General features: G+C 74.0%; 14 protein-coding genes and 1 pseudogene. 8 read left to right on the forward strand and 7 right to left on the reverse strand.

The features are described 5' to 3' along the window. Window positions 1-18 precede the first annotated feature (18 nt). Both ABT345_RS23615 and ABT345_RS23620 read left to right on the forward strand, forming a co-directional pair. A complete protein-coding gene (locus ABT345_RS23615; protein WP_345092192.1) occupies window positions 19-603 on the forward strand; it encodes a DUF4865 family protein in 585 nt (194 codons plus the stop codon). Further along, entirely contained in the window at window positions 597-1,571 is a 975-nt protein-coding gene (locus ABT345_RS23620; RefSeq protein WP_386459708.1) for a phosphotriesterase family protein, read from the forward strand. Before ABT345_RS23615 ends, ABT345_RS23620 begins: the two co-directional genes overlap by 7 nt. A gap of 65 nt (window positions 1,572-1,636) precedes the next feature. Here ABT345_RS23620 and ABT345_RS23625 read toward each other — a convergent pair whose 3' ends face one another. After that, window positions 1,637-2,026 carry a PPOX class F420-dependent oxidoreductase gene (locus tag ABT345_RS23625; RefSeq protein ID WP_345091175.1) on the reverse strand — a complete coding sequence of 130 codons (390 nt, stop codon included), beginning with the start codon at window positions 2,024-2,026 and terminating at the stop codon, window positions 1,637-1,639. Window positions 2,027-2,519: 493 nt separating this feature from the next. After that, window positions 2,520-3,749 carry an ROK family protein gene (locus ABT345_RS23630; protein ID WP_345091178.1) on the reverse strand — a complete coding sequence of 410 codons (1,230 nt, stop codon included), beginning with the start codon at window positions 3,747-3,749 and terminating at the stop codon, window positions 2,520-2,522. A 399-nt stretch (window positions 3,750-4,148) separates the two neighbouring features. Between ABT345_RS23630 and ABT345_RS23635 the strand changes: the two genes are divergently transcribed. After that, the gene (locus tag ABT345_RS23635; protein ID WP_345091182.1) at window positions 4,149-4,910 is read left to right on the forward strand and encodes a maleylpyruvate isomerase family mycothiol-dependent enzyme; all 762 of its coding nucleotides are present in this window, start codon (window positions 4,149-4,151) and stop codon (window positions 4,908-4,910) included. A 214-nt stretch (window positions 4,911-5,124) separates the two neighbouring features. After that, window positions 5,125-5,775 (forward strand): LysE family translocator, encoded by a 651-nt coding sequence (locus tag ABT345_RS23640; RefSeq protein WP_345091185.1) that lies wholly within the window; start codon window positions 5,125-5,127, stop codon window positions 5,773-5,775. 107 nt (window positions 5,776-5,882) lie between these two features. Here ABT345_RS23640 and ABT345_RS23645 read toward each other — a convergent pair whose 3' ends face one another. Beyond that, window positions 5,883-6,656 carry a TetR/AcrR family transcriptional regulator gene (locus ABT345_RS23645; RefSeq protein ID WP_345091188.1) on the reverse strand — a complete coding sequence of 258 codons (774 nt, stop codon included), beginning with the start codon at window positions 6,654-6,656 and terminating at the stop codon, window positions 5,883-5,885. A gap of 191 nt (window positions 6,657-6,847) precedes the next feature. Here ABT345_RS23645 and ABT345_RS23650 point away from each other — a divergent pair, with 191 nt between their 5' ends. Continuing rightward, window positions 6,848-7,288, forward strand: a complete 441-nt coding sequence (locus ABT345_RS23650) for a nitroreductase family deazaflavin-dependent oxidoreductase (protein WP_345091191.1) — start codon at window positions 6,848-6,850, stop codon at window positions 7,286-7,288. A 208-nt stretch (window positions 7,289-7,496) separates the two neighbouring features. Then, window positions 7,497-8,135: a class I SAM-dependent methyltransferase gene (locus ABT345_RS23655; protein ID WP_345091194.1), complete on the forward strand. Its 639-nt coding sequence runs from the start codon at window positions 7,497-7,499 to the stop codon at window positions 8,133-8,135. Window positions 8,136-8,171: 36 nt separating this feature from the next. On the opposite strand, the gene ABT345_RS23660 is transcribed toward ABT345_RS23655, so the two are convergent. After that, on the reverse strand, window positions 8,172-9,392 hold the full coding sequence (locus tag ABT345_RS23660) for a geranylgeranyl reductase family protein (protein ID WP_345091197.1): 1,221 nt from the start codon (window positions 9,390-9,392) through the stop codon (window positions 8,172-8,174). Between the two features lie 183 nt (window positions 9,393-9,575). Here ABT345_RS23660 and ABT345_RS23665 point away from each other — a divergent pair, with 183 nt between their 5' ends. Beyond that, complete coding sequence (locus tag ABT345_RS23665) at window positions 9,576-10,937, forward strand: dipeptidase (protein WP_345091200.1); 1,362 nt, start codon at window positions 9,576-9,578, stop codon at window positions 10,935-10,937. Window positions 10,938-11,073: 136 nt separating this feature from the next. Here ABT345_RS23665 and ABT345_RS23670 read toward each other — a convergent pair whose 3' ends face one another. Next, window positions 11,074-12,111, reverse strand: a complete 1,038-nt coding sequence (locus ABT345_RS23670; RefSeq protein ID WP_345091203.1) for an NUDIX hydrolase — start codon at window positions 12,109-12,111, stop codon at window positions 11,074-11,076. A gap of 692 nt (window positions 12,112-12,803) precedes the next feature. Here ABT345_RS23670 and ABT345_RS23675 point away from each other — a divergent pair. Beyond that, window positions 12,804-14,033: pseudogene (locus ABT345_RS23675) on the forward strand (glycoside hydrolase family 27 protein); the annotation flags it as partial. A 58-nt stretch (window positions 14,034-14,091) separates the two neighbouring features. Here the strand turns inward: ABT345_RS23675 and ABT345_RS23680 are convergent. Together ABT345_RS23680 and ABT345_RS23685 are read right to left on the reverse strand one after the other, a co-directional pair. Next, window positions 14,092-16,050, reverse strand: a complete 1,959-nt coding sequence (locus tag ABT345_RS23680) for a serine/threonine-protein kinase (RefSeq protein ID WP_417833240.1) — start codon at window positions 16,048-16,050, stop codon at window positions 14,092-14,094. Window positions 16,051-16,282: 232 nt separating this feature from the next. Continuing rightward, the gene (locus ABT345_RS23685) at window positions 16,283-17,239 is read right to left on the reverse strand and encodes an ROK family protein (RefSeq protein ID WP_345091206.1); all 957 of its coding nucleotides are present in this window, start codon (window positions 17,237-17,239) and stop codon (window positions 16,283-16,285) included. Window positions 17,240-17,338 lie beyond the last annotated feature (99 nt).

The following is a 17,338-nucleotide window of genomic DNA, read 5'->3' on the forward strand; positions in this document are numbered from 1 at the left end:
GAGCCCGCCATGCACGCCATGCACGCCATGCAGTACGTCCGTACCCTCCCCGCCGACTACGACATGGGGATCATCCGGAACCGGGTACGCACCCGGGGACATCTGCTCGACGACCTCGACGGGCTCGGCCTGAAGGCGTACGGGATACGCGTGCGGGGCACCGACGGCTCGCCGGTGAACGCGTATGCGCCGTTCTACCTCTGGACGGATCCCCGGGCGATGAACAGCTTCCTGGCCGGTGACGGGTTCCGCGGTGTGATCCGCGACTTCGGGCGGCCGCCGGTCCACCACTGGCAGGGGCTCTTCCACCACGCGGGGCCCGCGGCGGACGCCGTCCCGCGCTCCTACTCCCTGCGGAGCGTCCCGCTGCCCGAGGACGCCGACCCGGGCACGGCGTTCGCCGAGGCGGTGGCCGGGCACGAGCAGCTGGCGCGGACGGCCGGGGTGCACACGACGGCGATGGCGTACTCCCCCGGGAACTGGGAGATCGCGCACTTCACCCTCTGGGCGGGCGAGGCTCCCGACGACGCCGGGGACCGCTACCGGGTGTTGCACCTCTCCGCGCCGGGTATCGGCGCACTGGGCGAAGGGCGGCTGTGGTGAGGCGACCGGCCCCGGAAGCGGCGGTCCGCGCCGCCGTCCGTACGGTGCGGGGCGACATCGCCCCGGAGGCCCTGGGCGTGTGCGATGCGCATGACCATCTCTTTCTCCGGAGCCCGCGGCTGCCGGGGCAGGAGCTGTCCGACCCGGCGGCCGCAGCGGCCGAACTCGCCGCGTTCCGGGCGGCGGGCGGCGCGGCGGTGGTCCAGTGGACGCCGCACGGCATGGGGCGCGGCGCCGCCGAACTTCCCGGACTGGCGCGGGAGTCGGGGGTGCACATCGTGGCCGCGACGGGACTGCACCAGGCCGTGCATTATGCGCCGGAGCTGTTGGCCGGTGTGGGGGCGGACCTCGCGGAACTGTTCGTGGCCGAGCTGACCGAGGGCATCGGGGACACCGGGGTACGCGCCGGGATGATCAAGGTGGCCGGCGGATTCCACGGGCTGGACGCACACGCCCGGTGGACGATGACCGCGGCGGCCGAGGCGCACCGCGCGACCGGGGCGGTGATCGGGGTACATCTGGAGGGCGGCACCGCGGCACAGGACGTCATCGAGCTGCTCTGCGGCGAGCAAGGCGTACCACCCCGGCGGGTGATCCTGGGACATCTCAACCGCTTCCCCGATCCCGGCATGCTGCGCCGGGCCGCGGAGACGGGCGCGTTCCTGGCGTTCGACGGGCCCTCGCGGGCGCATCACGCCACCGATTGGCGATTGCCCGAAGCGCTCCGGGCGCTCGCCGACGCGGGGCACGGCGCCCAACTCCTGCTGGGCGGTGACACCACGACGGCCGCCGCGCGGTCGGTGAACGGCGGCCCCGGCATGCCGCATCTGCTGCGCCGCCAACGCCTGTGGCTGGCGGAGACGTTGGGACCGGAGCTGGTGACGCGGATGCTGACCGTGAATCCGGCCCGCGCGTTCGCCGCCGTATGGCCACCGGAGAGTGCCGGGCGCCGGGCCACCGGCGCCTGAGCGCGGACCGGCGGGCGGCCGGGTGGGGACACGAACCGCGGCCGGCGGCCGGGCGCCCCAGGGGCTCAGCGGGGGAACGTGACCGCGATGCCCACATGCGGCCGCTTGCCCCGGCGGAGCAGGGCGCCCCCGGTGTCGAGGATGCGGAAGCGCAGCCCGTACTTGCCGGCCATCGCACGTCGCACCCGGTCCAGGCCCGCGGGTTCCTCCATGAGGCGGGCCGTGCCTTCGAGGGTGTCCGCGCCCTCGGTGAGATTGCCCCGCACATCGCACGGGGTGACCGTCACCCGGGTGTCGCGGCGCAGCCGTTTGACCTTTCCGCTGTCGCTGCGCGTCCACACCAGCAGCTCGTCCCCCTGGGCGACGGCCCACACCGGGGTCGCCACCGGGGCGCCACTGCGCCGGTACGTGACAAGGCTGACGTAAGTGCTGCGGGCCACGGCTTCGGCAATCATGGCGGCAGCCTACGGGCGCAGGGCGGCGAAGCGGCGGCGCCGGGTGCCCGGGCGGCGGCCGGGTCGCGGCGGGCGATACCGCGGGACCGCGCCGGACCGGGCACACGACCGCTCCGCCCGTGTGATCCGGAACTCTGCGCCGTTGGCTCAGCGGGCCCGTCCCCGTGCGGTGGCTCCGGTGATCCGACCGGCCCGCTCCGTTCGGCCACCCCGCTCCGTTAGCCCCGACCGTGCGGCCCGGCCGGTCCGACCCGCGCGGCCGACTCGATGAGGCCGCCCGATTCGTTCGCTCGTTCTTCATGTCACACAACGTAACCGGGACCACTGACAATGCCGTCGGCCGATCGCCGTCAACCACCGTTCGGGAGCGGGCGATTGACAAGCTCCCCACCCCTCCCACCTGGCCATATAACGGTCCGGGTGATCCGGTTCGCCTGCCCGGCGCTGTGCCGGTACCGCAGTGCCCAGGCCCGGCGGGAGTAGCGGAAACCGCCTACGCCCGCCGCTCCTCCTGCACGATCAGCGGGTCGTCCAGCACCGGCTGCCAGGCGAGTTCCGCCGCGCCGACGAGGCTGTTGTGGTCGAGTCCGCAGGGCAGGATCGGCACGCCGCCGCTGCGGCCCCACAGGCTGCGGTCGGCGACGACGGCGCGGAGCCGTTCCGGATCGGTCTCCAGAAGGGTGCGGTGCAGTCCGCCGAGGATGATCCGGTCGGGGTTGAGGATGTTCACCAGCCCGGCCAGGCCCAGCCCGAGGCGGTCGATGAGGAGGTCGGCGGCGGCGCGTACGGCGGGGTCGTCGTACGCGGTGCGCAGCAGGTCGGCGGCCTGGTGGAGCAGGGAGCCCTCGGGGCCCGGGGTGCGTCCGGCCACGTTCAGGAAGGCCAGCGGGTCGGCCTCGACGTCCAGGCAGCCCCGGCTTCCGCAGTGGCAGGGGGCGCCCTCGGGGTGCACCGTGAGGTGACCCACCTCCAGGGCGAGCCCCGAACTGCCGCTGTGCAGCCGCCCGTCGAGGACCAGGGCGCCGCCGACGCCCCGGTGCCCGGAGGCGACACACAGCAGGTCGCGGGCGCCCCGCCCGGCGCCGTGCCGGTGTTCGGCGAGGGCCATGAGGTTGACGTCGTTGCCGCTGAACCCGATCGCCTCGGTGACGCCCGGGATCGCCGCGTCGGCGAGCGCGCGCTGGAAGAGTTCCCGTACGGGGGCGCCGGCGGGCCAGGCGAGGTGGAGCGGGTTCAGCGCCTCGCCGTCCGGTTCGGCGACGGCGGACGGCACGGCGAGGCCCGCTCCCAGGCAGCGGCGGCCGGTCTCCCGCAGCAGCCCGGCACCTGCGCCGACCGCCTCGGCCAGGACGTGGGCCGGGTCCGCGGGGATGGCGCCGCATCCGGTGGTGGTGGCCACGATGCGTCCGCCGAGTCCCACCAGCGCGACGCGGAAGCCGTCGGCATGGATCTGCACGGCGAGCACCACGGGTCCGCGCTCGTTGACGAACAGGCGGTGCGACGGCCTCCCTTGGGAGCCGGCGGAGGCGGTCGGCCGGGAATCGACGGTGATCAGGCCGAGGGTTTCCAGCTCCGCCGCGACGGCTCCGGCGGTCGCGCGGGTCACGCCGAGTTCCGAGGTGAGGACCGCGCGGGTGGGGGCGCGTCCGGTGTGTACGAGCTCCAGTGCAGGTCCGAGGGAGCCACGGCCCCGCTCCAGCCTGGTTGTCCGAGTCTGGGTCACGCCCCCATTCTGGCTTTGTATCGCACCGGAACAAAAAACGGTGGGTATCCCACGCCGGAATTCTGCGAGCGTCCCCGGCTCAAGGCGGCATCTTTCGAGCCCCACGAGGCCGATGGCGCCTATGGCATTGCCGGGGACGGCGGGCCCGCCGAGGCCGGTCAGAAGACTCCGGCAACGCCCGCGCCGGCGACCCGTCGACCATCGCCGGGGACCGCCAAGGTATGCCAACGAACCGCCGCTGGACCGGCCGTTACGCCTGCGAGCCCACGCTTTCCGCAGACGGGCACGGGCGGGAATGCGGAAGCGGACGTGCGCGCCGGGCCCGGGTGGCGGGGGATCCGGGCAGGTGAGCGAGGGCGGCGGGTTCCGTTGTCAGTGGTGGCTGGCAGACTCGGGGGCATGGAGATCACCGAATTCGTCGAAGCACTGCGGCTGGACGGAGCACTGCTGGCCGCCGCCGCGGAGGAGGCCGGACCCGAGGCCCCGATTCCGGCGTGTCCGGAGTGGCGGATGCGCGATCTGGTCGTCCATGTGGGCCGGGTGCACCGCTGGGCCACGCGGTATGTGACCGAGGGTCTGGAGCATCCGTCGACGCCGGAGGCCGCTCCCGACCTCACCGATCAGGAGCTGGTCCCGTGGCTGCGGGAGGGGCACCACCGCCTGGTGGTGGCGCTGCACGAGGCGCCGGCTTCCCTCACGGCGTGGACGTTCCTGCCCGCCCCCTCGCCGCTCGCCTTCTGGGCCCGGCGGCAGGCACACGAGACGGCCGTCCACCGCGCCGACGCCCAGCAGGCCCTCGGGGCCACCCTCACCCCGCTGCCGCCCGCCTTCGCCGCGGACGGCATCGACGAGATACTGGCCGGGGTACACAGCCAGCAGCGCAGCCGGGTGCGCACCACGGAGCCGAAGACGCTGCGGGTGCGGGCGACGGACGCGGCCGATGCGGAGTGGACGGTCCATCTGTCCGAGGCGCCGGCACGCACGCTGCGGACGCCCGGGGAGCACGCCGGCGCGGGAGCGGGCGAGCCCGCCGACCTGAGCGTCGAAGGGCCCGCCGAGGCGCTCTATCTCACCCTGTGGAACCGCGCGCCGTGGACGGGGCTGACGGTGAAGGGCGACGAGGCCCTCGTACGGCTCTGGGAGGAGCACGGCGGAATCTGACGGGGAGTCCGGGGCCGGAGAGGAGGTGCGAGGCCGTTGCCGTCGCACCGGCAGCGACCGCTCGCCCCGGCCCCGCAGGTCACCGAAACACGCCGCGGCGGCAGCCCTTTCGCCACGGCGTCGTCGATGAGCGGCGGGAGGTGCGGACCGGGCCCGTGATCACGGGCTGCTAGGTTGCGCCCGGACGAACGGACGTGCGTACGGGGGTTGTGCAGTGATCGGGCTGGGAGCAATAGCGGGGATAGCCGCGGTGGAGTTCGGCATGGTGCTGACGCCGGGGCCGAACATGATCTACCTGGTCTCCCGCTCGATCGCCCAGGGCCGGCGGGCAGGGCTGATCTCGCTGGCCGGGGTCTTCCTGGGCTTCCTGTGCTACCTCTTCGCGGTGTCCGCCGGTATCGCCACCGTCTTCGCGCTGGTGCCGGAGATCTACCTGGCGATCAAGCTGGCGGGAGCGGGCTATCTGCTCTGGCTGGCCTGGAAGGCCGTCCGGCCGGGCGGCCGCTCCCCCGTCGCGACCGAGGAGTTGACGCAGGACGGGCCCCGCAAGCTCTTCCTGATGGGTTTCCTCACCTGCCTGCTCAACCCCAAGGTGGCGATCCTCTACATCTCGCTGCTGCCGCAGTTCGTCGACCCGTCGCGCGGCCATGTCGGCCTGCAGGGGCTGCTGTTGGGGCTGGTCCAGATCGCGGTGGGGGTCGCGGGCAACGCGTTCTTCATCGTGACGGCCGGCTCCGTCGCCGGGTTCTTCGCCCGGCACCCGCTCTGGCAGCGCCTGCACCGTTACGTGATGGGCACCGCACTGGCGGGCTTCGCCGTCAAGATCGCCACCGAACGCACGGGCGCGGCGGTCGCCCTGCGCTGACGGCTGACGGCTGACGGCTGACGGCTGACGGCTGACGGGGCGATGTTCACGGGGCGTGCCGCAGAGGTGCGGCGCGGGCCGGCCTCCCGAGGGGACCGGCCCGCGGGTCAGGGAGCGCCGCCCGGCTCGGTGGTCAGGCCCACGCTCTCCGCGAGCCGTCGGACCGTGTGGGCGAAAAAGGTGTCGCGGTCCTCAACCACCCGGCTGAACTGGCCGAACAGCTCGAAGCTGATGAGGCCGAAGAGCTGGGCCCAGGTGGCGACCAGGGCCGCCATGACGGGCGCCGGCAGCTCGATGTCCAGCTCCGCCATGAGCGTCCGCGCGTCGGCCGCGACCGTCTCGGGCAGCGGTCCGGACAGCTCGCGGAGCGCCCCGGCGGCGTGGGCGTCGCCGATCACGGCGAGCAGTGCGCGGGCGACCCGTCCCGCAGGCGCCGCCGTCGCCCGCGGGGCGTGGTAGCCGGGCACGGGCGTGCCGTAGAGCAGGGCGTACTCGTGCGGATGGGCCAGCGCCCAGGCGCGGACCCCGCCGCAGACGGCGATCCACCGCTCGACGTACCCGGCCGCATCCGGCCCGCCCGCCGCATCCGTCCCGTCGGGTTCGGCCGATCCCTGCGCGTCCGCTCCGCCCGCACCGGGGTCCGCCGCCTCCGCCGCCGCGCCGATCGCGTGGTACGCGTCGAGGATCAGGGCGGTGAGCAGGTCGTCGCGGCTGGGGAAGTAGCGGTAGAGCGCGGAGGAGGCCATTCCCAGGGCACGGGCCACGGCGCGCAGGGAGAGCTTGGCGGCGCCTTCGGCCGCGAGTTGGGTGCGGGCCTCGTCCTTGATGGCCGCGGTGATTTCGCTGCGGGCCCGCTCCCGGGCCCCTCGGATCGCCGTCATGGCAAGGAGTCTGCCATCCATCGGATCACCGCACCACAAAGCGCACGTCGAACCAAAACGAGAGCACTGCTCTTGCTTTCTCGCGCGCCACTCGTGCACACTGATCTCAAGCGAGAGCGGCGCTCACACTTCGGTGATCGAGCCCGCTCGGCGCACCGCCGCATCAGTCCACGAGCGCCCCGGAAGGCCCGATGTCCCGCTATCTCAAGCCCGGCCGCATGGCCGCCCGCTTCAACGCCGTCGTCGGCTGGCTGGCCCGCCGCGGCATCAGCCTCGCCGGCGCCGCGGACCTCTCCGTCCGGGGCCGCAGGAGCGGCAGCTGGCGGCGGGTTCCGGTCAACCCGATGACGTATGACGGCGTGCGCTATCTCGTCTCCGCGCGCGGGGAGTCCGACTGGGTGCGCAACATGCGCGCGGCCGGCGGCGGACAGCTGCGGGTCGGCCGCCGCACCCGCGCCTTCACCGCCGTGGAGCTGCCGCCGGGCGAGACCCCGGAGCTGCTGCGGGCCTATCTGCGGCGCTGGGGCTGGGAGGTGAAGTCGTACTTCGGTGAGATCACCGCCGACTCCTCGGACGAGGCGCTGCGCGCCGCGGCCCCGCGCCACCCCGTCTTCCGCCTCACGGAGTCGTGAGGCGGCCGGTCGATCCGGCAGGGTCCGGAGCGGCCGCGGTACCTCGTCGCAGCCGTACGGAGCGCGGCGTGACGGAAAGACGGACTCCCCGCGGGGCAGGCCGCGGCCGAGCACACCACAGGTGCCCTGCGGCGCCTGCAACCGCCCCCGGGCTCGGTCGACTTATTCGGTCGGCACCCCGCCGGAAGACCCCCTACTCTTCTCGCTCGTGACCGAAACTTCCTCCCACCTCGAAACGACGGCGGGCGCCTACGACGCCATCGCCGACCTCTACGCCGACCTCGTCCGCGACTCGCTGGACACGCTTCCGCTCGACCGCGCCGTGATCTCCGCCTTCGCCGACCTCGTTCGCGCCTCCGGCGCCGGACCCGTCGCCGAGCTGGGGTGCGGCCCCGGCTACCTGACCGCGCACCTGCGGAGCCTGGGCCTGGACGCCTTCGGCCTCGATCTGTCGCCGGCGATGATCGACCTGGCCCGCGCGGCCTATCCGGACCTGCGGTTCGAGGTCGGTTCCATGGATGCGCTGGACATCGCCGACAACGCCCTGAACGGCGTCCTGTCCTGGTACTCGGTCATCCACACCCCGCCCGAGGAGCTGCCGTCGTACCTCGCCGAGTTCGCGCGGGTGCTCGCGCCCGGCGGCCATCTGCTGCTCGGCTTCTTCGAGGCGGAAGGCGGGCCGCTCACGACGTTCGACCACAAGGTGACGACCGCCTACCGGTGGCCGATAGACAACCTCGCGGAACTGGCCGGGGCGGCCGGGTTCACCGAGGTGGGGCGGATGCTGCGGGAGCCGGGTGAGGGGGAACGGTTCCGCCGGGGCCATCTGCTGCTGCGCCGGGGCTGACCGGCGGCCGGTCAGCCCGCACCGCACACCCCCGGGTCACCCCTCCTTGGCCCGCCGCCGGTCCATGGCGTCCAGCGCGCGGCGGGCCATCGGGTGGCTGCGGACCAGTTCGCCGAGGGTGGTGGTGCCGCGGGTGATGTCGGCGAAGGCGTTCCAGGCGGGGCGGAAGCCGGTGAGGACGGCGTGCAGCAGTCCGGGGCGGCGCGCGAAGACGGCGTGCATCCGGCGGCCGACGCTCATCTCGACGCCGAGGCCCGCCTTGATGGCGAAGGCGTAGTTGAGGGCCTGGCGGCGGGCGTCCACGGCGTCGTGCGCCTCGGCGACGCGGGCCGCCCACTCCCCCGCCAGCCGGCCCGAGCGCAGTGCGAAGGAGATGCCCTCCCGCGTCCACGGCTCCAGCAGACCCGCGGCGTCCCCGGCGACGAGCACCCGGCCGCGGGAGAGCGGCGAGTCGTCGGTGCGGCACCGCGTCAGGTGCCCGGACGAGACGGCCGGTTCGAAGCCCGCGAGGCCGAGGCGGGCGATGAAGTCCTCCAGGTACCGCTTGGTCGCGGCGCCCTCGCCGCGGGCGGAGATCACGCCGACGGTGAGGGTGTCGCCCTTGGGGAAGACCCAGCCGTAACTGCCGGGCAGCGGGCCCCAGTCGATGAGGACGCGGCCCTTCCAGTCCTCGGCGACGGTCGGCGGCACCGGGATCTCCGCCTCCAGACCGAGGTCGACCTGGTCGAGTTTGACGCCGACGTGCGCGCCTATCCGGCTCGCGCTGCCGTCCGCGCCGACCACCGCGCGGGCCAGGATCACCTCACCGCTGCCGAGCACCACCGCGACCGTCCGGCGGTCGGGCACCTCCGTGCCGTGCTGCTCGACCCGGGAGACCGCCGCGCCGGTACGGATCTCGGCGCCGGCGTCCTTGGCCGCCTTGACCAGGCCCTCGTCGAACTCGGGGCGGTTGATCAGCCCGAACAGCATGCTCTTGGAGCGGCGGGTGCGGGTCAGCTTGCCGTTGAGCGAGAAGGTCACCGCGTGCACCCGGTCGCGCAACGGCAGCGTGAAACCGGGCGGCAGGGAGTCCCGGGAGGGGCCGATGATGCCGCCGCCGCAGGTCTTGTAGCGGGGCAGTTCCGCCTTCTCCAGAAGCAGCACCCGGCGCCCCGCGCACGCCGCCGCGTGTGCCGCCGAGGCGCCCGCGGGACCGGCGCCGACCACCACGACGTCCCACACCTGCTCATTGTCCTGGGCTGCCTGCTCGCTGCTCACCTGTGCTGCTGCTCCCGTTCGAATCCGTGCTGCGCCTTCCGTCCGCATCCTACGGGCCGCCCTCCGCTCGAACATCTGTGGGAAGATCGGGGGGATTCACACCCGTACCTCCGGGCCGCCCGCGGCACCCCGCCGGTCGGACCGCGGGTCCGGAGGCACACCCCGCGCCCACAAGGAGCGTCCATGTCTGACAGCCCGCTGGCCCGTACCGTCGCCGCCCTGCAGCCCCGCGCCCGCACCGAACTGGCCGAGCTGGTGGCCTTCCGTTCGGTCGCGGATCCGGAGCAGTTCCCGAAGAGCGAGTGCGAGGCGGCGGCCGGCTGGATCGTCGAGGCGCTGCGCGCCGACGGCTTCCAGGACGTGGCGCTGCTGGACACCCCGGACGGCACGCAGTCGGTCTACGGCTTCCTGCCCGGCCCCGAGGGCGCGCCGACGGTGCTGCTGTACGCGCACTACGACGTGCAGCCGCCGCTGGACGAGGCCGCCTGGGACTCCCCGCCGTTCACGCTGACCGAGCGGGACGGCCGCTGGTACGGCCGGGGCTCGGCGGACTGCAAGGGCGGCGTGATCCTGCACCTGACGGCGCTGCGGGCGCTGCGGGAGCACGGCGGCGTCCCGGTGAACGTCAAGGTCATCGTGGAGGGTTCGGAGGAGCAGGGCACCGGTGGTCTGGAGCGGTACGCCGAGGCGCACCCGGAGCTGCTGACCGCGGACGCCATCGTCATCGGGGACGCCGGGAACTTCCGCGTCGGCCTGCCGACGGCGACCGCGACGCTGCGCGGGATGACGCTGGTGCGGGTCTCCGTCGACACCCTGGCCGGCAATCTGCACTCCGGTCAGTTCGGCGGCGCCGCACCCGACGCGCTGGCGGCGCTGATCCGCGTCCTGGACTCGCTGCGCGCCGAGGACGGCTCCACCACGGTGGACGGGCTGGCCGCGGACGCCACCTGGCAGGGGCTGCAGTACCCGGAGGAGGAGTTCCGCAAGGACGCGAAGGTGCTGGACGGCGTCGGGCTGATCGGCGACGGCACGATCGCCGACCGGCTCTGGGCCCGCCCCGCGGTGACCGTCCTCGGCATCGACTGCCCGCCGGTCGTCGGCGCCACGCCGTCCGTCCACGCGGGCGCCCGGGCGCTGATCAGCCTGCGGGTGCCGCCGGGCACCGACGCCGCCGAGGCGACCGGGCTGCTCACCGCCCACCTGGAGAACGCCGCGCCCTGGGGCGCGCGGGTCGCCGTCGAACAGGTCGGCCAGGGCCAGGCGTTCCGCGCCGACACCGACAGCCCGGCGTACGCGTCGATGGCCGCGGCGCTGCGGGAGGCGTACGACGGCCAGGAGATGCAGATCGCCGGGATGGGCGGCTCCATCCCGCTCTGCAACACCCTGGCGTCGCTCTACCCGGAGACCGAGATCCTGCTGATCGGGCTGAGCGAGCCCGATGCGCAGATCCACGCGGTCAACGAGAGCGTCTCGCCCGAGGAGCTGGAGCGGCTGTCGCTCGCCGAGGCGCTCTTCCTCCAGCGGTACGCGGCCGAGCGGGGCTGACGGCCGGCGCGACGGCGCAGCTCACCGGGCGTCCGCGAACGGCGTGGACGCCCGGTACGGGCGCGTCGGCAAGCCGCACCGCAGGCCCGGCGACCGGCGCGCACCGCACCGCCGCGCGCCGTTCCCCGGCGCGGCCTCATCCGCCCGCCGGAACGCCCCGCTCCAGAAGCATCGGGCAGCCGTGCTCGCGGGCCCGCAGCGCCCAGCGCAAGCGGCGGAAGCGGACCGGCGGCAGCAGGTGTTCCGCCTCGGACTCGGTGACGAAGCGCCATTCCCGCAGTTCGTCGCCGGGCAGCCGCAGCCCGCGGGTCTGCTCGGCGGTGAGCCGGCCGCCGTCGAAGAGCAGCCGCAGCCCGCCGAACCCGGGCGGTTCGGGCGCCTCCCAGTCCAGGACCAGCAGGCGCGGGGTGCGCGGCAGCTGGAGCGCCAGTTCCTCCAGCACCTCGCGGAGTCCGGCCTGGGTGGGCGGTTCGCCGTGCTCGACGACGCCGCCGGGGAACTCCCAGCCCGGTTTGTAGGTGGGGTCGACGAGAAGGACGCGGTCGGCGTCGTCGAAGAGCAGGACGCCGGCGGCTAGGGTTTCGGCGGTGGGCTCCGGTGTCTGCACGATGCCGCAGTCGGCGGTGCCGGAGCGCACCGCCTCGGCTATCTCCTCCGCGGCCCGCCGGGGCGTCAGCCGCCCGGTGTCCACCACGTACGCATCGCCCTTGAGCCAGCTGCGCGCCTCGGCATACGAGGTGAGGGCGTCCAGGCCCCAGCGGCGGACCTGCGCCGCGCTCGCCCGGTCGGCGGCGGTTTCCTCGCGGTGCGCGATCCGTTCCCGCAGGATCGTTTCCTCCGCATCCAGCAGAAAATGCCGGACCGGAATGCGGCGGGCGGCGAGCGCGCCGAAGATTTCGTCGCGGTATTCCTGACGCAACAACGTCATCGGGGTCACCAAGGGGCCGGGGACCTCGGTCAGCAGTGCCGCCGCGGTGTCCACGACCAACCGGCGCCAGGCGGGCAGGTCCTGGAGGTCGTCGATTTCCTCCAGACGTTTGGCGGGCAGCATCATCCGCAGGCCCTGACCGAGGAGTTCGGGGTCGTAGAGCGTGCTCCCCGGCAGCAGGTCGAGCAATTCCTGCGCCGCTGTGGTCTTGCCCGCACCGAACGTGCCGTTCAGCCAGACGATCACGGTGTCCCCTCTTCTCCGGAACCAGGTGTGTTGCCCGCACCAGCCTGCCACGGAAAACGCTCGAATCCACGGGCCGCGCGCACAGCCGCGGACGGTGCGCACCGCGCGGCGGCGACGTGGACGCGGGGCGCCGCGCGGGCCCCGTGCACGCGCCGGTCGCACAATGCGCCACGGTGGGGACACCCTCTCGTATCCCGCCCCGCGAAGCCCTCGGCAACCAAGCGCTCCCCAGCGCCTCCCGGACCGAAACCCCCGCCCGCGCACGGGCGCGGGGAACACCGGCATCCGCATATGACGGCGGCCCATCGCACCGGAATCGCGGGAAACGGCAATTCCGGACGGCGGTCCCTTCGGCGCCGCGTTCCGGGAGAAATGCCGGGACGTCTCCCGGCGACGCGGTCACACACCACGGCCCGCCATGCATGCGCCACCGCCGGATCCGCCCGGCGCGCCCCTGCCCCTGCCTCTACCCCTCGAATCCCACGGGAACGAATCCCACATGAACGAACGCATCCGCGCAGAGACGGGAGGACCACACCCCACTTGAGCCGCCAACTCCCCCCGAATACCCGGCCGTTCCCGGATACCTCGCGGCAGGACGTGCCTCTTCCAACAGAGTTCAACAAGCTCTACCGTCACCTCTCACAAGCGACCGACCCTCCCCACTCCTGCCCGAGGACGGATACCTGATGATGCGTCAGCTCCTGCGCTTCCCCGCCACCCGCCGACGGCGCACCGCGGCCCTCGGCGCGCTGTCCGCCGCGCTGCTCTGCGTCGTCGCGGCAGCCGCCCCGCCGCCCCCCGCCGCGCCCACCACCGGCAAGCCGGCGGACGGACTCGCCGCCACTCCCCCGATGGGATTCAACAACTGGAATTCCACCCACTGCGGCCTGGGATTCAACGAGCAAATGGTCAAGGAGATCGCCGATCTCTTCATCGACAAAGGCCTCAAGGACGCCGGATACACCTACGTCAATCTCGACGACTGCTGGGCGATGCCCACCCGCGACCTCAAGGGGCAGCTCGTCCCCGATCCGATCCGCTTTCCGCACGGCATCAAAGCGGTCGCCGACTACGTCCACGCCAAGGGGCTGAAGTTCGGCATATACAGCAGTGCGGGCACCCGGACCTGCAGCGACATCGGATTTCCCGGAGCCCTCGGCCATGAGAAATCCGACGCCCGGCAGTTCGCCGACTGGGGCGTGGACTATCTCAAGTACGACAACTGCAACAACCAGGGTGTGGACGCCCGGCAGCGCTACACCGCCATGCGCGACGCACTGCGCGCCACCGGACGCCCGATCACGTACAGCATCTGCGAATGGGGCGAGAACAAACCGTGGGAATGGGCCGCGGAGTTGGGGCAGTCGTGGCGGACCACCGGTGACATCAGCGACAGCTGGTCGAGCATGCTGGACATTCTGAAAAAGAATCTGCCGCTCGCCCCGTACGCCGGTCCCGGTCACTGGAACGACCCGGACATGCTGGAGGTCGGCAACGGCGGCATGACGGACACCGAGTACCGCAGCCACTTCACCCTCTGGGCCATGATGGCCGCGCCGCTGCTCATCGGCACCGATCTGCGCACCGCGTCCCCGCAGACGTACGACATCCTCCGCAACAAGGACGTGATCGCGCTCGACCAGGACCCGCTGGGCCGTCAGGCGACCGTGCTGGCCGGCGACGGCGGGCGGTGGACGCTGGTCAAGGAGCTGGCCGGCGGGGACCGGGCCGTCGCGCTGTTCAACGAGGGCGACAGCGAGCAGCGGATCACCACCAGCGCGACCGCCGCCGGACTGCCCGAGGCGCCCGGCTATCGGCTGCGGGACCTGTGGCAGCGCACCGACCGGCACACCACCGGCGAGATCACCGTAACGGTGCCCGCGCACGCCACCGTCGTCTACCGGGTGACGCCGGAGAAGGGCGACTGAGCCCCGCCGCCGCGGTGCCGGGCGGCCACTTCGCCCGGCACCGCGGCGCTCAGCAGGTCGGCAACCCCGGCATCGGCTGGTCGTTGGCACCGCCCTTGAGGTAGACGACGCTGATGTAGACGTCGGTGTTGCCGCTGTCGTCGTCCGTCCTGGCCCACCAGACGTTGGTCCACCGGCCGGAGGTCTCCCGGCGGCCGAGGTTCGCCTGGCAGTAGAAGTAGTTGGTGCCGCCGTTGACCACGCCCACCTTCTGACCGGACGCGGTGTACGAATCGGCGGTCCGCCACACCACGCAGTTGGTCTTCCCGGCGTCCCCGGGCGTGCACGAGGTCTCCGGCGGCGGGGTGCTGCCGCCACCGGTCGGAGCGCCGGGCCCGCCGCCGCCCGGGCCGCCGCCGTGGTCGCCGTCGCCGGTGCTCGGCCCGTCCGACGGGGAGGAGGCGTCGTCGGACGGCTCGTCCGCCTGCGACGGCTCGCCGCCCGGGCTCTCCCCGGCGCCGCCCGCGGTGCCGTCCTTGCCGGTGTCCTTGCCGCCGTCCTTGTCGCTGTTCCCGGCGCCCGGGGAGACCGGCGCCCCGGACTCGGTGGCGCGGCTGGCGTCGCCGTCGACCGGCGCCGCCGAACCGCCGCGCGCGATGGGCTCGCCCTTGCCGCCGACCATCAGGTACGTCACCCCGCCACCGGTCGCCAGCACCACGAGGACGGCGGCGACGGCGAGCGCGATCCGGCCGCCGCGGCGCGGGCGCGGCAGCGGTGCGGTGTCCGCCGCGGAACGGGACGCCGCCACCGCGCCGACCACCGTGGTCGGCTGGTCGTGGAGCGGCTCCGGGCCGCCGGGCGGCGGCTGCGCGGCGGAGCCCGCGGCCCCCTGGCCAAAGAGCCGTCCGGTGGGCGCGCCCGAGCCGCTGCCACCGGTGGCCGCCGCGCCGAAGGGCTGCGGCGGCGGGGGCGGGCCGACCGGCTTGATGTCCGTGGCCGTCGGCAGATGCGGAGCGCCCGGCACCGGCATCGCCTCCGGGTCACGCCCGTCGGCGACCGCCTGGAGCATCTCCCGGGCGCGCGCCGCGTCCGGCCGGTCCGCCGGGTTCTTCGCCATCAGCGCGTGCAGGACGGGCGCGAGCGGTCCGGCCCGCCTCGGCTCGGGCAGCGGTTCGGTGACGATCGCGGTCAGCGTGGAGTACACCGACGTCCGGCGGAACGGCGCGGTGCCGCCCTCGACCGCCGCGTACAGCGTCATGCCCAGCGACCAGATGTCGGACGCCGGGCTCGGGCCCATGCCCTGGGCGCGCTCGGGCGGGAGGTAGTCGAGCGAGCCGACCAGTTCGCCGCTGCGGGTGAGGTTGGTCTCGGCGCCGTCGCCGGGCGCCTCGATGCTGGCGATGCCGAAGTCGGTGAGGACCACCCGGCCGCTGCTGTCCAGCAGGACGTTGCCGGGCTTCACATCGCGGTGCAGCACACCGGCGCGGTGCGCGGCGTCCAGCGCGTCCATCACCCGGGCGCCGATCGCGGCCATCTCGCGCGGCTCGATGCCGCCTTGGCGCCCGACCGCGTCGTCCAGCGACGGCCCGTCCACCAGCTCCATCACGATGACGGGCCGGCCGCCCTCGTCGATGACGTCATGGACGGTGATCACGCCGGAGTGCCGGATCCGGGCCGCGGCGCGCGCCTCGCGCTGCATACGGGTGCGCAGATCGGCCAGCTCCGGCGCCGAGGCGTCGGTGTAGGCACGCAGCACCTTGACCGCGACCTCACGGCCCAGCACCTCGTCCACCGCGCGGCAGACCACGCCCATGCCGCCGCGGCCGATCCGGCCGGTGACGCGGTAGCGGCCGCCCAGCAGACGGCCCGTCAGATCGTCATCGGCCCGGGCGCCGGACGCGCCCTTCGCCTGCTGCCCGGCGTCCGGGGCCGGCAGCCCCGCCGTCGCGTCCTGCGGCCCGGCGGTCCCGTCCCCGCCCGCGCCGTTGCCCTCGTCCGCCCCGCGCTGTCCGCGCTCCCCCGAAGCCACGTCGCCGTTCCTCCCGCTGCCCGGCGTCGCCGCCGGCCGTCTCGCTGCCCGCCTCTTCCGACGTGCACCAGGGTAAGGCGCCGGACGGATGCCCGGGACGCCTCCGGAACGGCGAATCGCCCGCCGGAACGGTGCCCTTCGCGGCCTCCGGACCGTACGTCCGCACCCGGAAGGGCGGTCAGGTGCCGGGCGTACCGGGGCGATCCCGGCAGGACGGCGGCCGGACGGGGCGTCAGAACGCGGCGGCGAAGGTGTCGAGGCGGGACTGGTGTGCGGCGACCGCGGCGGCGCCCACCAGACCGGCGTCGGTGCCCGTCTCGGCGGGGACGACGGTCAGCCCGGAGACGAAGGAGAGCGTCGCGTACTCCCGAAGCGCCCGGCGCAGCGGCGCGAACAGCACCTCACCGGCGCCCGCCACCCCGCCGCCGACGACGGCGACGTCGATCTCCACGAGCGCCGCGGTGGCGGCGATCCCGGCGGCCAGCGCCTGTGCGGCCCGTTCGAAGGAGCGCCGGGCGATCGGATCCCCGGCCCGCGCCGCGGCCGCCACCGCCGCCGCGCCGTCCTCGCCGCCGGGCCCGGGTCGCCAGCCGTCCGCCAGGGCGCGGCGGGCGATGTTCGGGCCGCTGGCGATCCGCTCCACACAGCCGCGGGCGCCGCACGGGCAGCGGTCCCCGTCGAGGTCGACGCTGATGTGGCCGATGTGCCCGGCGTTGCCGGTGGGTCCGGGGTGCGGGCGGCCGCCCAGGATCAGGCCGCCGCCGACGCCCGTGGAGACCACCATGCACAGCGCGTTGGCCCGGCCGCGCGCCGCGCCCTGCCAGTGCTCGGCCGCCGCCATCGCCACGCCGTCGCCCATCAGCACGACGGGCAGGTCCCCGGTGAGCGCGCGGACGCCCGCGACCAGCGGGAAGTCGCGCCAGCCGGGGATGTTGACGGGGCTGACCGTACCGGCCGCCGCGTCCACCGGGCCGGCGCTGCCGATGCCGACCGCGCCCACCCGCGCCCACTGCGGCGCCGCGGTCAGCTCGCCGATCACGGCGGCCACCGCGCGCATCACCGTGGCCGCGTCCCGGTCGGCCGGGGTGGGCCGGGCGGTGCGCACAAGGAGTCTGCCGTGCCCGTCCACCAGCGCTCCGGCGATCTTGGTGCCGCCGATGTCCAGCGCTGCGCTGAGGTCCTTCTGCATCGGTGTCGGTTCTCCTGGTGGAGGCGGGGACCGACGGCGCCGGTCCGGTGAGCGGAGAGGTCAGTCTCACCCCAGGTGACAACGTTGTCCAGCGACTAT

Source organism: Streptomyces sp. NPDC000404, from assembly GCF_040300365.1.
GTDB lineage: Bacteria > Actinomycetota > Actinomycetes > Streptomycetales > Streptomycetaceae > Streptomyces > Streptomyces ramulosus.

Coding starts and splice junctions, on each gene's coding strand:
- ABT345_RS23615 (WP_345092192.1), top strand. CDS start 19: ATGCACGCCATGCAGTACGTCCGTACCCTCCCCGCCGACTACGACATG.
- ABT345_RS23625 (WP_345091175.1), bottom strand. CDS start 2,026: ATGATTGCCGAAGCCGTGGCCCGCAGCACTTACGTCAGCCTTGTCACG.
- ABT345_RS23635 (WP_345091182.1), top strand. CDS start 4,149: ATGGAGATCACCGAATTCGTCGAAGCACTGCGGCTGGACGGAGCACTG.
- ABT345_RS23645 (WP_345091188.1), bottom strand. CDS start 6,656: ATGACGGCGATCCGAGGGGCCCGGGAGCGGGCCCGCAGCGAAATCACC.
- ABT345_RS23650 (WP_345091191.1), top strand. CDS start 6,848: ATGTCCCGCTATCTCAAGCCCGGCCGCATGGCCGCCCGCTTCAACGCC.
- ABT345_RS23665 (WP_345091200.1), top strand. CDS start 9,576: ATGTCTGACAGCCCGCTGGCCCGTACCGTCGCCGCCCTGCAGCCCCGC.
- ABT345_RS23685 (WP_345091206.1), bottom strand. CDS start 17,239: ATGCAGAAGGACCTCAGCGCAGCGCTGGACATCGGCGGCACCAAGATC.